This is a genomic window from Robertmurraya siralis, assembly GCF_005502275.1.
Taxonomy (GTDB): Bacteria; Bacillota; Bacilli; order Bacillales; family Cytobacillaceae; genus Robertmurraya; species Robertmurraya siralis.
Genome location: NZ_SWLZ01000001.1, coordinates 402,420 through 417,110 on the forward strand (window position 1 = coordinate 402,420; position 14,691 = coordinate 417,110).

Here is a 14,691-nt window from a genome sequence, read left to right on the forward strand (position 1 = left end):
ACATGCTCGAGCAAGTGATATTTTTTACCATATTATTAGGATTTTTGATTTCAGTCATTCTTTCTCCTATATTTATTCCTTTCTTAAGAAGGTTGAAATTTGGACAAAGCATTCGGGAAGAGGGGCCGAAATCCCACCAAAAGAAATCAGGGACACCAACGATGGGTGGACTTGTCATTTTGTTATCAATTGTAGCAACAACATTTATTATGATCGGGAAATATGCTCAGCCTACCATCCATACGTACTTACTTATTTTTGTGACATTTGGATTTGGATTATTAGGTTTTTTAGATGATTTTATTAAAGTGGCGTTAAAAAGAAACCTCGGCCTTACATCTTTGCAAAAATTAATTGGGCAAATCATTGTTTCCGTTATTTTCTTTTTAATTTTGCAGCACTATGATTTTTCGACAGTCATTTCGATTCCTCTAACTGGTTTTTCAATTGATTTAGGTTGGGGATATGTACTTTTTATTATTTTTTGGCTAGTTGGTTTTTCAAATGCAGTCAATCTAACCGATGGTTTAGATGGTTTAGTATCTGGCACATCCGCGATTGCTTTCGGAGCGTTTGCAGTATTAGCCTGGAATATTTCACAATTGGAAATCGCTGTTTTCTCGGTTGCTGTTGTCGGGGCAGTACTTGGTTTTCTTGTTTTTAATGCCCATCCTGCGAAAGTCTTTATGGGAGACACCGGTTCACTAGCGCTTGGCGGAGCAATTGCTGCTGTGGCGATTTTATTAAAGCTAGAAATTTTATTAATTATTATTGGTGGCGTATTTGTAATTGAAACGTTGTCGGTTATATTGCAAGTGATTTCTTTTAAGACAACGGGACGAAGAATTTTTCGCATGAGTCCTCTTCATCATCATTATGAACTTGTCGGCTGGTCTGAGTGGCGTGTCGTCGTTACATTTTGGACAGTTGGATTACTTTTGGCTGTTCTTGGAATCTATATTGAGGTGTGGATGTAATTGAAACAGATAAAAAAATACTATCATAAGAAAATATTGGTACTAGGACTAGCCAAAAGCGGGGTGAGTGCAGCCTCGCTTTTACATAGATTGGGGGCATTCGTAACGGTCAATGATATGAAGCCTTTATCTGAAAATCCAGCAGCGCAAGGATTGCTTGAGCAAGGAATCACGGTCATTTGCGGGGATCATCCTGTTGAATTATTGGATGAAGGTTTTGAGTTGATTGTTAAAAACCCAGGAATTCCTTATCACAATCCTATGGTCGAAAGAGCACTTGAGAAGGGGATTCCCATTATTACAGAAGTGGAGCTAGCTTATCAAGTTTCGGAAGCGCCATTTGTTGCGATTACGGGTACGAATGGAAAAACGACGACGACAACCCTTGTCCATGAAATGCTATCTGAAGGTGGCAAGGCTCCTCTCATTGCAGGAAATATCGGTACAGTTGCAGCGGATGTTGCCCAGGAGGCAACGGAGGATAATATCATTGTGATTGAGCTATCTTCATTTCAGCTAATGGGAATTGACCAGTTTAACCCATTGATTGCGATTATCACAAATCTCTATGAAGCCCATATAGATTATCACGGCAAGTTAATTGAATATTGGAAAGCAAAGGCCAATATTACTAAAAATCAGACCGGGGCGGAATATTTAATTGTCAATGTTGACCAAGAGCAGGTAGTGGAAATAGCGAAACGGTCAAAGGCGCGAATGATTCCATTTTCCACTAAAAAAATGGTCGATAATGGCGCTTACGTGAAAGACGGAGCGATATGGTTCATTGCTGAAAAAATTATCGATCTCAAAGACATTGTTTTACCAGGTGAACATAATCTCGAAAACATTTTATCTTCGGTAGCTGCAGCAAAACTTTCTGGAGTGACAAATGAAGCTATTTTTAAAGTCTTAAACTCCTTCAATGGGGTTAAGCATCGCCTCCAGTTTATAGCAGAAAAGGAAGGGCGAAAATTCTATAATGATTCAAAGGCAACGAATATTTTAGCAACAAGCAAAGCGTTGGCTGCATTCAAAGAACCGGTCGTCTTGCTAGCAGGTGGATTAGACAGGGGAAATGAATTCGATGAGCTATTTCCGCATCTTGAACAGGTAAAAGCGCTTGTAACTTTTGGAGAAACGGCAGGAAAAATTGAAAGAGTAGCACGTGAGGCGGGAATAAAATCGATCATCCGTGTCGATAATGTAGAAAAAGCCGTACCCGCTGCTTTTGAGTTGTCTAGCCCAGGAGATGTGGTACTACTCTCACCTGCGTGTGCTAGCTGGGACCAATATAAAACTTTTGAGGTTAGGGGAGACATTTTTATCGAAGCGGTGCATAAGCTTAAGTAAGGGCTAGTCCAACTTCGTAATGTATGGCAAAAGGCAATACTCGGCCCTTAAATTTGCATTCGAGGTGTATAAATTGCCGACAAAAAGATCTACTCCTGACTTTATTCTGTTAATCGTGACATTTGCATTGCTCGCTTTAGGATTAATTATGGTTTATAGTGCAAGCGCCGTTTGGGCTGATTATAAATTCGATGATTCCTTTTTCTTTGCGAAAAGACAAATGCTTTTTGCTGGAGTAGGAATTTTTGCGATGTTCTTTATCATGAATGTTGATTATTGGACATGGAAAAAATTCGCAAAGGTCATATTAATCATCTGCTTTGTTCTTTTAATCCTTGTTTTGATTCCTGGCATAGGAAATGTCAGAAATGGGTCAAGAAGTTGGATAGGCGTTGGAGCGTTCTCCGTTCAGCCATCTGAATTTATGAAGCTGGCGATGATTGCTTTTTTAGCGAAGTATTTATCCGAAAATCAAAAGCATATTACGTCATTAAGAAAAGGTTTATTTCCCTCGTTAGGATTAGTATTTCTTGCTTTCGGCATGATTATGCTTCAGCCCGATTTAGGAACGGGAACGGTAATGGTAGGAACTTGCATCGTCATGATCTTTGTCGCAGGGGCAAGAATCAGCCATTTTGTCGGTTTAGGTGTACTCGGTCTTTTGGGCTTTGTAGGGCTAATTATCTCAGCCCCTTATCGAATTCAGCGAATTACGTCATTTTTAGACCCTTGGTCAGATCCACAAAATAGCGGGTTTCAGATTATTCAATCATTGTATGCAATTGGTCCTGGTGGATTATTTGGACTAGGATTAGGTCAAAGCAGACAAAAATTCTTTTACTTGCCTGAGCCGCAAACGGATTTTATTTTTGCGATATTAGCAGAAGAATTAGGCTTTATTGGCGGTTCTTTCGTCCTTTTACTGTTTGCACTCCTATTATGGAGGGGGATAAGGATTGCATTAGGAGCACCGGACTTATTTGGAAGCTTTTTAGCAGTTGGCATTATTGCGATGATTGCGATTCAAGTGATGATCAATATAGGTGTCGTGACTGGGCTTATGCCAGTAACTGGTATAACTTTGCCATTCCTCAGCTATGGCGGTTCTTCTTTAACATTGATGTTAGTTGCGATTGGCGTGCTTTTAAATATAAGTCGTCATTCACGCTATTAAGGAAATAAAAAAATGGCAAAGAGTTTATTCACATTAAATGAGAAATTGTCCTTAGCCCTGAATATCAGGGCTTCTTTTTATTTAACCCTGACTTACAAATTTGCTTCATCTCATGGGGAACTAATTGTAGCAATGTTGTGAAAAAACCGTTTTGATTGGCTACGATTAGATATTTAGCGGTCATTTTAGTAAAATATAAGTGAACTTCTTTTATGACGAATACATTAAAAATTAATAACATTATTATGTTGTTATCTCAGGATTGTTGATAATATAGTAAAATGGGAAAAGCGCATGATTGCTAAAAAATTTACTTTTAGGAAGTTCAAATGGAGCGTTTATTTTATTAGTAGCTGTTTTAACCGTTTTTTAAGATATTTATGAGGTGAAGAAATGAAAATTGTTGTAAGTGGCGGAGGTACCGGTGGTCATATTTATCCGGCGCTTGCCTTAATTCGTGAAATACAAAAGGAAAATATAGATGCCGAGTTTTTGTATATTGGTACAGAACAAGGGTTGGAAGGCAACCTCGTGCCAAGAGAGAACATTCCTTTTAAATCAATACATATTTCTGGATTCAAACGAAAGCTTTCAGTTGATAATATTAAAACCATTTATCGCTTTATCAAAGGGGTAGCGGATAGCAAAAAGATGCTCAAAGAATTTAAAGCAGATGTCGTAATTGGTACTGGTGGCTATGTTTGCGGTCCTGTTGTCTACGCTGCAGCAAAGCTTGGAATTCCAACAATTATTCACGAGCAGAATAGTGTGCCAGGATTGACCAATAAATTTTTAAGTCGCTATGTTAACAAAGTAGCGATCTGCTTTGAAGAGGCTAGAAGTTTCTTTCCGAGTGAGAAAGTCGTCTTTACTGGTAATCCTCGCGCTTCTGAAGTATTGGAACAGGATGGGGTTAAAGGGCGTTTGTCGGTTGGTTTAAAGCTTGACGAACCGGCGGTTTTGATTTTTGGTGGGAGCCGTGGAGCCAAACCTATTAATGAGGCGGTCGTAAAATCGCTTTCAGAATTTGGCAATAAACCGTATCAAATTTTATATATAACTGGAGACGTTCATTTTAATGCTGTGCTTAAAGAGGTGGAGCTTGTTGGAAATCCTACGAATGTCATCATTAAACCTTTTGTGCATAATATGCCAGAGGTGTTAGCAGGGATCGATCTGACCGTGTCTCGAGCAGGAGCAACAACTTTAGCAGAATTAACATCACTTGGTATCCCGAGTATCCTTATTCCGAGTCCGTACGTAACAAATAATCATCAAGAAAAAAATGCTCTGGCATTAAGCGAGCATGGGGCAGCCAAACTACTCGTCGAGAAAGAGCTAACAAGTAAAAAGCTTGTTGAGGAAATTGATCGGATTTTGCTGGATCAGGAGCAGTTAGCTACGATGAAAAAATCCGCGAAAGAACTTGGTGTTCAAGATGCTGCTGCACGGCTTTATTCAATTATGAAAGAATTGACGCGCTACGGAACCTAAAGGTTCTTTTAAGCAAAACGATAAAGTGTTCATATAATGAAATAACCCAGCAACGAAAGGGAGGTCAAGATGATCGAACTGTGTACAAAACTAAAAGAACTTAATGTGGGAAAGGTAAAAGAGAACGAGCCATTAGCAAATCATACTACGTTAAAGATTGGTGGCCCGGCGGATTGTTTTGTTGAACCTTCGTCTATAGAAAATTTGCAAAAAACGATGGAGGTAATCAGCGATTATCAAGTAAATTGGAGAGCAATTGGAAGGGGCTCAAATCTCCTTGTTTCTGATCAGGGAATTGAAGGTGTTGTCATTAAGTTAGGAACGGGAATCAATGACCTTCAGCTTGATGGGACTCAAATTACGGTAGGTGGAGGTTATTCGCTTGTTGCTTTAGCAACTCAGATCAGCAGAAAAGGACTGTCAGGTCTTGAGTTTGCCAGTGGAATTCCAGGTTCAGTAGGCGGTGCGGTATACATGAACGCTGGTGCCCATGGCTCGGATATATCGAAAATACTTGATAAAGCACTTATTCTCTTTGAGGATGGTCAGTTAGAATGGCTCACGAATGAGGAAATGGAGTTTTCATACCGTACCTCTGTTCTCCAAAAAAAACGTCCAGGTATTGTTATAAAAGCAATTTTCCAATTAGCTGAAGGCGACAGGGAGAAAATTTCGGCAGAAATGAAAAAAAATAAAGAATATCGTAAAGTAACGCAGCCGTGGGACTCGCCTTGTGCTGGCAGCATTTTTAGAAACCCTTTGCCAAACTATGCGGGGAAATTAATTGAAGAAGCTGGCTTAAAAGGCCATTCTATTGGTGGAGCAAAGATCTCGGAAATGCATGGGAATTTCATCGTTAATAGCGGTGGAGCGAAGGCGGAGGATGTTCTCTCTCTTATTCATTATGTGAAGGATAAGATCTTCGAAAATTATCAAGTTATGATGGAGACAGAGGTAGAAATTATAGGTCGAAAATAGTCCTTTTTCCCCCTTTTGCTACCAAAATATATAGTATAATATAACACTATATAGAACGCTATACATGTAATAAAATAGGAAGAACGGCATGTGTTATCGTGCCGTTGTTTTCTCTTTTTATCAGTTATATTTGTATTGGCTTGGGTATTACATACTAGAATTGGACAAGCCTTCTTTTAGCAAATGGAAAAGAAAAATTGAGGTGAATAGATTGGAAAAGGGGAAGATCGTTTCACTAGAAGATCGCGTTCCTAAGCTTAAACAACAAAGGCGGAGAAAGGCAAATAAACGCCTTATTTTTCTCTTGTTTCTGTTTTTTTTGCTGATAAGTTGTGTAGTTTATTTCCAATCACCGTTAAGTCATGTGAACAAAATTATGATAAGTGGTAACGAAGTTTATCAAGAAGATGAAATCATCGCTGTAAGTGAATTGACTAAAAATACGAATGTCTGGAAAATTAATAAAAAAGAAGTGGAGCAAAAGCTGGAAGAACTAACAGAGGTAAAATCGGCAAAAATAGAAGTGGAGTTTCCGAATAATATTGTAATTGAAATAAAAGAATGGAAACGCATTGCTTATATTATGAGAGAAGGTCTTTTTTTACCTATTTTAGAAAATGGTGATATTCTCGAAGAACGGACTGATATAATCCCCGTCAATTCTCCTATCCTGCAATTTTTCTCAAAGGGAAATGTAATGGAGGCAATGATCGAAGAATTAAATCAAATCCCGGCAGAGGTGCTTAATTCCATTTCAGAAATTCATCATGATCCGAAAGAAACGGATCAATATCATATTAAATTATTCATGAATGATGGATTTGAGGTAAGTGCATCAATAAGAAGTTTCTCAGAAAAAATGACCCATTACCCATCTATTGTGAGCCAGTTAGATCCAACAATCAAAGGTGTAATTGATTTAGAAGTCGGGTCATTTTTTAGAGCGTATGAATGGGAAGGTGCTGAAGAAGAGAATGAAACTGAAAGTGAAGGGTAAACATGTCATTCTCTCATTGGTCAGTCTTATATTAGGTTTTATTATGGCATTTTCATATCATTTAACCGAAAAAAATGATACCGATACGGCAATGACGAATAGTCAATGGGAGCGGGATATTGAACTGCGCAATCAATTGATTGAACAAGAAGAAAAAAATCGCGCGTTGCAGCAGGAATTAATTGAAAAGCAGGAAAAGGTACTCGAAATCGAAGAATTGTTGGCCCAAGAGGAGCAAGTATTTTTCAATTTGGCGGAAGACGCTGAAAAATATAGAATGTTTCTTGGCAAGGTCCGTGTAAAAGGGGAAGGAGTAACGGTCACATTAGCTGACGGACAATATGACCCGAATGATGATAATATTAACAATTATCTTGTTCATGAGCATCATGTCTTTAACGTTGTCAACGAATTATATGTTTCAGGTGCAACGGCAGTGGCAATAAACGGGCAAAGACTTACTCACAACTCTTATATTGTTTGCAACGGTCCTGTTATAGAGGTAGATGGGAATCCTCACCCTGCTCCGTTTGTGATCACAGCAATTGGAGAACCTGAGGTTTTATCATCGGCATTGAATATAACGGGAGGAGTTAAGGATCGCCTTGTCAGTGAAAACGTTGAATTCAAGTTAGAGGAAAGTCAGGAGATTATTCTAGAACCGATCCTTGGTTCGTAATAAAATATGAAATGTTGTCCACATAAATAGAAAGTTGGGTGATTCGGTGGGCAAAAATAAAATGATTAGTTTTACGGTGATCACAATCATTATTGGGTTCATGCTTGCCATTCAATTTCAATCGGTTAAAAAACCAGTTGTCAGAGACACCCGTGACACGTGGGAATTGAGGGAAGACTTGCAGAAAGAAATGGAATTGCAGTCCAAGCTAATAAGAGAAATCCGCTCAAACGAAGAAAAGCTTGCTAACTATGAAACGGAGAGAACACAAGGGCAGGAACAAACTTTGCGAAATACGTTGGAGGAGTTAAAAGAAGAAGCTGGTTTAACAGATGTCTCAGGACCTGGTGTGAAAATTGAACTTGACCTGATCGATAATGCTTTAATTTTCGATCAAGGGCAGCAAATGCTCTCGCCAGAATTATTAAGGCGATTATTAAATGAGATTAATATGTACGGAGCTAAGCACGTTTCAATTGGAGGACAACGAGTAATTAATACAACCGTAATCAGGGAAATAGCCGGGGAAACGAAAATTAACGGGCGCTCTCTAAGGAATTTCCCGGTAGAGATTCTGGTGATAACGGAAGATATGAAAACGGCTAGAAACTTATACAACCGTATGCTTGTTTCCAACGCATCAGAGGAATTCTTTATTGACAATTTGAAGATGACAGTACTGGAGCCACAATTAAAAATCACGATTCCAGCGTATGAAGACTCGATCAGAATTAGAAATATTGAGCCGGTCAAATCTGATAAAGGAGGCAATTAAAGATGTGGCTTCCAGTATTAGGACTTATTATTGGGATTGCTCTAGGGTTATTGAGCAACTTTAGCATACCTGATGAATATTCCAATTATTTATCGATAGCCGTCCTCGCGGCTTTAGATACATTATTTGGTGGGATAAGAGCTCATTTGCAAAATATTTACGATGAGAAGGTTTTTGTCTCCGGTTTTTTCTTTAATATTGCCTTGGCAGCAAGTTTAGCTTTTCTAGGTGTTCATCTTGGTGTAGACTTGTATTTAGCAGCAGTTTTTGCATTTGGTGTAAGGCTATTTCAAAACATCGCTGTTATAAGAAGAATTTTAATTACAAAATGGTCATCGAAATGAGATCACAAGAAAATTAGAAAAAATTCAATTAATTAAAAGGGAAAATATTAATTTTGCCGAATAATTTTATAGATAAGCTGTTTTTTAAGCAAAATATCTTCTGCCTGAAGAATCCAAAATTAGCTTATCTGTTAATTAAGGTGTGTTTCTTTCTTTTTGTAGCCAGTAGCAGCTTGCTTACTAAATATATAATTGAAAGAAATATAAATAGACATCATCTTGTTGTTCAAGAAAATTGAATTGCGCTTAAGAGGAGGTGCCAGTGAGAATGAACAGCAACGACATATATGTAAGTCTTGACATCGGTACATCCAGTGTAAAAGTAATCATTGGTGAAATGGTCAATGATGCTTTGAATATTATTGGAGTTGGTAACGTAAAGTCCGAAGGCTTGAGAAAAGGTTCTATTGTTGATATAGATGAGACGGTTCATTCTATTAAAAGGGCGGTAGAACAAGCTGAAAGAATGATTGGAATGGAAATTAGTCAAGTGATTGTTGGGGTCACAGGCAATCATGTTCTTCTTCAACCTTGTCATGGCGTAGTAGCTGTTTCAAGCGAAAACAGAGAGATTTCAAATGAAGATGTAGCAAGAGTGCTCGACGCTGCACAGGTTGTTTCTATTCCACCTGAACGGGAAATCATTGATGTCATTCCAAGGCAATTTATTGTCGATGGACTTGACGAGATTACTGATCCAAGAGGGATGATAGGTGTTCGGTTAGAAATGGAAGGAACGATTATTACTGGTTCAAAAACGATCTTACATAATACATTACGATGTGTAGAGAGGGCAGGTTTGGAAATTTTAGATATCACTCTACAACCACTAGCAGCAGGGGCTTTTGCTTTGTCAAAAGATGAAAAAAATCTTGGAGTTGCCCTTGTTGATATCGGTGGTGGATCGACAACAATTGCTGTTTTTGAGAACGGCAATTTAAAGGCAACTGGAGTTATACCGGTTGGTGGAGATCATATAACCAAAGATATATCGATTGGCCTACGCACCTCTACTGAAGATGCGGAAAAAATCAAAATTAAACATGGACATGCTTATTATGATCATGCTTCTGAAGAAGATGTTTTTAGCGTCCCGATCATTGGAAGTGACCAGCATCAACAATTTAATCAGCTCGAGATTGCTGATATTATAGAAGCAAGAATGGAGGAAATTTTTGACCTCATCCAAGCAGAAATAAGGCGCTTAGGTATCCATGATCTACCTGGAGGCTATGTTCTCACAGGAGGAGTTGCAAACACTCAAGGCATTCTCGAATTGGCACAAGTTATTTTTCAAAATCGAGTTCGTATTGCTATTCCTGATTATATTGGAGTTCGGGAACCACTCTATACAACAGCAGTGGGACTTATTAAATTTGCTTATAAGAATGCAAAGGTGCAAGGAAGAAGTTTGAGTAGTCAAACGACCGTAATGGAACCGAAGGAAAAACGTGCGCAAAAACAGGCACAGTCAAAAGCAAAACCGGAAAAACAATCTGAAGAGAAAATCACATCAAGAGTAAAGAAATTCCTTGGTTACTTTTTTGAATAGCTGAAGAATTCTTTCAGCTAAAACGATAACTTCAAGTAATTTAAAATTTACTTGTTGAAGGCGGGATAAATAGTGCTATCAGGAATATCGACGAATTAGGAGGATTTGTCATGTTGGAATTTGATACTAATTTAGATTCATTAGCGACGATAAAAGTAATCGGCGTCGGTGGCGGCGGAAACAATGCGGTAAACCGAATGATTGAACACGGGGTTCAAGGTGTTGAATTTATTGCTGTTAATACAGACGCTCAAGCTTTAAATCTATCAAAAGCAGAAGTAAAAATGCAAATTGGCGGAAAATTAACGAGAGGTCTCGGTGCCGGGGCAAATCCTGAAGTTGGTAAAAAGGCGGCTGAAGAAAGCAAAGAACAAATTGAAGAAGTATTAAGCGGTGCTGACATGGTTTTCGTTACTGCCGGTATGGGTGGCGGAACTGGGACGGGAGCTGCACCAGTTATTGCCCAAATAGCACGTGAGTTAGGTGCTTTAACGGTGGGGGTTGTAACACGTCCTTTTACTTTCGAGGGAAGAAAGCGTTCAAATCAAGCCGCTGGTGGAATTCAAGCAATGAAGGAAGCTGTTGATACTTTAATCGTTATTCCAAATGATAGATTGTTGGAAATTGTCGATAAGAGTACTCCTATGCTTGAAGCTTTCAGAGAAGCTGATAATGTATTGCGTCAAGGGGTGCAAGGCATCTCTGACCTAATTGCTACACCAGGATTGATTAATTTGGATTTTGCAGATGTTAAGACAATTATGTCAAATAAAGGTTCTGCTCTTATGGGAATTGGTGTTGCTAGTGGTGAGAATCGAGCTACTGAAGCAGCGAAAAAAGCGATTTCTTCACCATTACTTGAAAAATCAATTGATGGAGCACAGGGTGTGTTAATGAATATTACGGGAGGAACAAACTTAAGCCTGTATGAGGTACAAGAGGCCGCTGATATTGTCGCAACAGCTTCTGATCAAGAAGTGAATATGATTTTTGGTTCTGTTATTAATGAGGACCTTAAGGATGAAATTGTTGTTACCGTGATTGCAACTGGCTTTAATGAAGAGGTTGCGCAAGCAAAAGCGTTTCGTCCAACCTTAAATCAGGCGAAGCCAACCTCTTCTTTTGAAAAGCCTCGGAGAGAGGTTAGAAGAGAAGAGGAAGTTCCTGAACAAACAAGAACGACAACACAACAAGAGGATGCTCTAGACATCCCGACATTTTTAAGAAATCGCAATCGAAGAAGGTAATTCTAAAAGGTCAAAAAGCATGATCCAAAAGGATCGTGCTTTTTTTTGATCTTTATTCAGGTACTATTATTGAAAATGAGGAAAAATGACAAAATCCGAATGAATATGTGAAAATTACTGCTTTTTTACTTCATGAAGTGACACACTTTCCTCATCGATGTACGCTATACTTTTTCGTAACAGATTAATAGAAAGCAAAAATAGGAACCGCAGAGTGATAGGAAAAAGGGGGAGGGCAGTTGACCATCTATTTAGATGTGATTTGGGCATTAAATTTTCTGTTCGATACCCTTCTTTTATATTTGACTGCGATTATTTTGAAGAGGAAGGTTCAAAGTTATCGACTTATACTTGGTGGATTGATCGGTTCATTCATTATTTTATTATCGATTACTCCAATAAATGCCTATTCAGGACACCCGTTCACTAAATTATTTTTTTCTTTCCTAATGATTTTAACGACCTTCGGTTACAAACGCTTTCGTTATTTTCTAAGTGGAGTCTTTACCCTCTATTTGGTGACATTCCTTGCAGGAGGAGCTTTAATCGGAGTTCACTACTTTATCCAATTTGACCTAGATTTAGCCTCTAATGTTGCATTAGGGAGTATTAAAGGGTTTGGTGATCCGATAAGTTGGCTTTTTGTTTTAATAGGCTTTCCGATTGCATGGCATTTTTCCAGGATGAACTTTGAAAGAATGGAAGTGACGAAAATACAATACGAGAAAATGGTTGATGTCACGGTGACACTTGGAAGCACCATAATGAAGGTTAAGGGACTGATCGATAATGGCAACCAATTGTATGATCCAATTTCAAAAATGCCAGTGATGTTTGTTTCTTTGAGAAATTTTAAAGACGTACCGGAAGAAATCATGAAGCTTGCGACTGAAGGTGAAAGAATCATATTAGGAGAAGAAGAGCTTGAACAGGATCTCGACTTTGTTTTGAGAATTATTCCTTACAAGGTAGTCGGTCGAGAGCATCAATTAATTATTGCGGTTAAACCAGACGAGATTTTAATTGAATGTGAAGAAGAAATTTTGTTAGTAGAAAAAGGTTTGGTGTCATTTACTATTCAGGAGCTATCTTCTGATGGTGCTTTTCAGTGCATCGTCCATCCTAAGATGCTGACAGGTTCTAAAAGTAAAGGAACCACGAAAGTGAGCTGAGAACTTGGTTTGCACCTCTAAGTGAAACTATGAAAACAAAAACAGCTTTAGAAAAACAATTTTAACATGATTTGAAGGAGGACAACAGATGAAAAAATTGAAACTTCGCTTATCCTACTATTGGTATAAACTATTAATTAAATTGCGCTTAAAAACGGATGAAATATTTTATATTGGTGGAAGCGAAGCTCTCCCTCCTCCATTAACAAAAGAAGAAGAAGAAATGTTATTACAAAAACTGCCGAACGGAGATAGGGCTGCCCGTTCCATTTTAATTGAAAGAAACCTGCGTTTAGTTGTCTATATAGCACGCAAATTCGAGAATACGGGAATCAATATTGAGGATTTAATTAGTATAGGAACAATTGGTTTAATTAAAGCGGTAAATACATTTAATCCTGAAAAGAAAATAAAACTTGCTACATACGCATCACGATGTATCGAAAATGAAATTCTTATGTACTTAAGAAGAAATAATAAAATTCGCTCGGAAGTATCATTTGATGAACCACTTAACATTGATTGGGATGGAAATGAACTGCTCCTATCAGATGTGCTTGGAACAGAAGATGACATTATTACAAAAAATCTTGAAGCAACTGTTGACAAAAAGCTACTTTTAAAAGCATTGCACCAATTATCTGATAGAGAGAAACAAATTATGGAACTGCGCTTCGGTCTTGGAAATGGTGAGGAGAAGACACAGAAAGATGTTGCAGATATGCTCGGAATATCGCAATCATATATTTCCCGATTAGAGAAAAGGATTATCAAAAGATTAAAAAAAGAATTTAATAAAATGGTGTGAATTATTCGAATTAAAAAAAATCTAGTCTTGAGGAAAAAAATAAAAAACGAAAATACTAATAGATAAAGGTTTGTAAAGAATTTCATCTTTTTTTGCCCTTCTTTGTCTTGAGTGAAAGTGCATATTTTTCCTTCTCAAGGAGATACTGTTTTTTGTACAGCAACTCCTGTGAGGAGGGAAAAGAGTTGACTCGAAATAAAGTTGAAATTTGCGGTGTTGACACATCTAAACTTCCAGTGCTCAAAAATGAAGAAATGAGAAAGTTATTTAAAGAAATGCAAAATGGTGACATTTCGGCACGTGAGAAACTCGTTAATGGAAATTTACGACTAGTATTAAGTGTAATTCAACGATTCAATAACAGGGGCGAGTTTGTCGATGACCTCTTTCAGGTAGGATGTATCGGTCTCATGAAATCAATTGATAACTTTGATTTAGGTCAAAATGTTAAATTCTCTACGTATGCCGTTCCGATGATCATAGGAGAGATTAGACGCTATTTACGAGACAATAATCCCATTCGCGTTTCCCGCTCCTTAAGAGACATTGCTTATAAGGCTCTGCAAGTACGAGAAAAATTAATGAGTGAAACCTCAAAGGAACCTACTGCTGCTGAAATTGCCAAAGTTTTGGATGTTCCTCATGAAGAAATTGTTTTTGCTTTAGATGCAATTCAAGATCCGGTATCATTATTTGAACCGATCTATAATGATGGGGGCGATCCCATTTATGTAATGGATCAATTAAGTGATGAAAAAAATAAGGATATTCAGTGGATCGAAGAAATTGCACTGAAAGAGGGGATGAGAAGATTAAACGAAAGAGAAAAGCTAATTCTTAGAAAACGATTTTTTCAAGGGAAAACGCAAATGGAAGTTGCTGAGGAAATCGGTATTTCTCAAGCGCAGGTATCCCGTTTAGAAAAAGCTGCTATAAAACAAATGAATAAAAATATACAAAGCTAACTTCAGATGTGAATTGGTCCACTATTCTAGGCAATTTTTAAGACTTGAGTTCGGTATTTTACCGGGCTCAAGTCTTTTTGTAGGGCTTTATTTTGTGTCTTTTTTGTTCATTTTCTCTTTGACTAATCAACACTGCTGAAAGGCGTTGAAATGAGCACTGTCCCATTTGTTAAATT

General features: G+C 37.9%; 14 protein-coding genes. All 14 read left to right on the forward strand.

The annotated features are described in order from the left end of the window. Positions 1-2 precede the first annotated feature (2 nt). The 14 genes from mraY to sigG all read left to right on the forward strand — a co-directional run bounded on the left by mraY (position 3) and on the right by sigG (position 14,515). Positions 3-977 (forward strand): phospho-N-acetylmuramoyl-pentapeptide-transferase, encoded by a 975-nt coding sequence (gene mraY / locus FCJ93_RS01915; protein ID WP_095313098.1) that lies wholly within the window; start codon positions 3-5, stop codon positions 975-977. Further along, complete coding sequence (gene murD / locus FCJ93_RS01920; protein ID WP_137742797.1) at positions 978-2,330, forward strand: UDP-N-acetylmuramoyl-L-alanine--D-glutamate ligase; 1,353 nt, start codon at positions 978-980, stop codon at positions 2,328-2,330. A gap of 73 nt (positions 2,331-2,403) precedes the next feature. After that, complete coding sequence (spoVE, locus tag FCJ93_RS01925) at positions 2,404-3,504, forward strand: stage V sporulation protein E (protein ID WP_095313096.1); 1,101 nt, start codon at positions 2,404-2,406, stop codon at positions 3,502-3,504. A gap of 393 nt (positions 3,505-3,897) precedes the next feature. Further along, positions 3,898-4,998 (forward strand): undecaprenyldiphospho-muramoylpentapeptide beta-N-acetylglucosaminyltransferase, encoded by a 1,101-nt coding sequence (gene murG, locus FCJ93_RS01930; protein WP_137742798.1) that lies wholly within the window; start codon positions 3,898-3,900, stop codon positions 4,996-4,998. Between the two features lie 69 nt (positions 4,999-5,067). Then, positions 5,068-5,976, forward strand: a complete 909-nt coding sequence (gene murB / locus FCJ93_RS01935; protein ID WP_137742799.1) for a UDP-N-acetylmuramate dehydrogenase — start codon at positions 5,068-5,070, stop codon at positions 5,974-5,976. Between the two features lie 211 nt (positions 5,977-6,187). Next, positions 6,188-6,973, forward strand: a complete 786-nt coding sequence (locus FCJ93_RS01940) for a cell division protein FtsQ/DivIB (RefSeq protein ID WP_137742883.1) — start codon at positions 6,188-6,190, stop codon at positions 6,971-6,973. After that, positions 6,951-7,652, forward strand: a complete 702-nt coding sequence (locus FCJ93_RS01945; protein ID WP_137742800.1) for a DUF881 domain-containing protein — start codon at positions 6,951-6,953, stop codon at positions 7,650-7,652. The genes FCJ93_RS01940 and FCJ93_RS01945 overlap by 23 nt, the downstream gene beginning before the upstream one ends. Positions 7,653-7,698: 46 nt before the next feature. Then, positions 7,699-8,427, forward strand: coding sequence for a DUF881 domain-containing protein (locus FCJ93_RS01950; RefSeq protein ID WP_095313065.1), 729 nt, complete (start codon positions 7,699-7,701; stop codon positions 8,425-8,427). Positions 8,428-8,429: 2 nt separating this feature from the next. Beyond that, on the forward strand, positions 8,430-8,771 hold the full coding sequence (locus FCJ93_RS01955) for a small basic family protein (protein ID WP_095313063.1): 342 nt from the start codon (positions 8,430-8,432) through the stop codon (positions 8,769-8,771). Between the two features lie 268 nt (positions 8,772-9,039). Next, complete coding sequence (gene ftsA, locus FCJ93_RS01960) at positions 9,040-10,323, forward strand: cell division protein FtsA (protein WP_095313062.1); 1,284 nt, start codon at positions 9,040-9,042, stop codon at positions 10,321-10,323. Positions 10,324-10,433: 110 nt separating this feature from the next. Continuing rightward, the gene (gene ftsZ, locus FCJ93_RS01965; RefSeq protein WP_095313060.1) at positions 10,434-11,570 is read left to right on the forward strand and encodes a cell division protein FtsZ; all 1,137 of its coding nucleotides are present in this window, start codon (positions 10,434-10,436) and stop codon (positions 11,568-11,570) included. Positions 11,571-11,809: 239 nt separating this feature from the next. Continuing rightward, positions 11,810-12,742 (forward strand): sigma-E processing peptidase SpoIIGA, encoded by a 933-nt coding sequence (gene spoIIGA, locus FCJ93_RS01970; protein ID WP_095313058.1) that lies wholly within the window; start codon positions 11,810-11,812, stop codon positions 12,740-12,742. A gap of 88 nt (positions 12,743-12,830) precedes the next feature. Next, positions 12,831-13,550, forward strand: coding sequence for an RNA polymerase sporulation sigma factor SigE (gene sigE / locus FCJ93_RS01975; RefSeq protein ID WP_137742801.1), 720 nt, complete (start codon positions 12,831-12,833; stop codon positions 13,548-13,550). Positions 13,551-13,735: 185 nt separating this feature from the next. Further along, positions 13,736-14,515, forward strand: a complete 780-nt coding sequence (gene sigG / locus FCJ93_RS01980; protein ID WP_137742802.1) for an RNA polymerase sporulation sigma factor SigG — start codon at positions 13,736-13,738, stop codon at positions 14,513-14,515. Positions 14,516-14,691 lie beyond the last annotated feature (176 nt).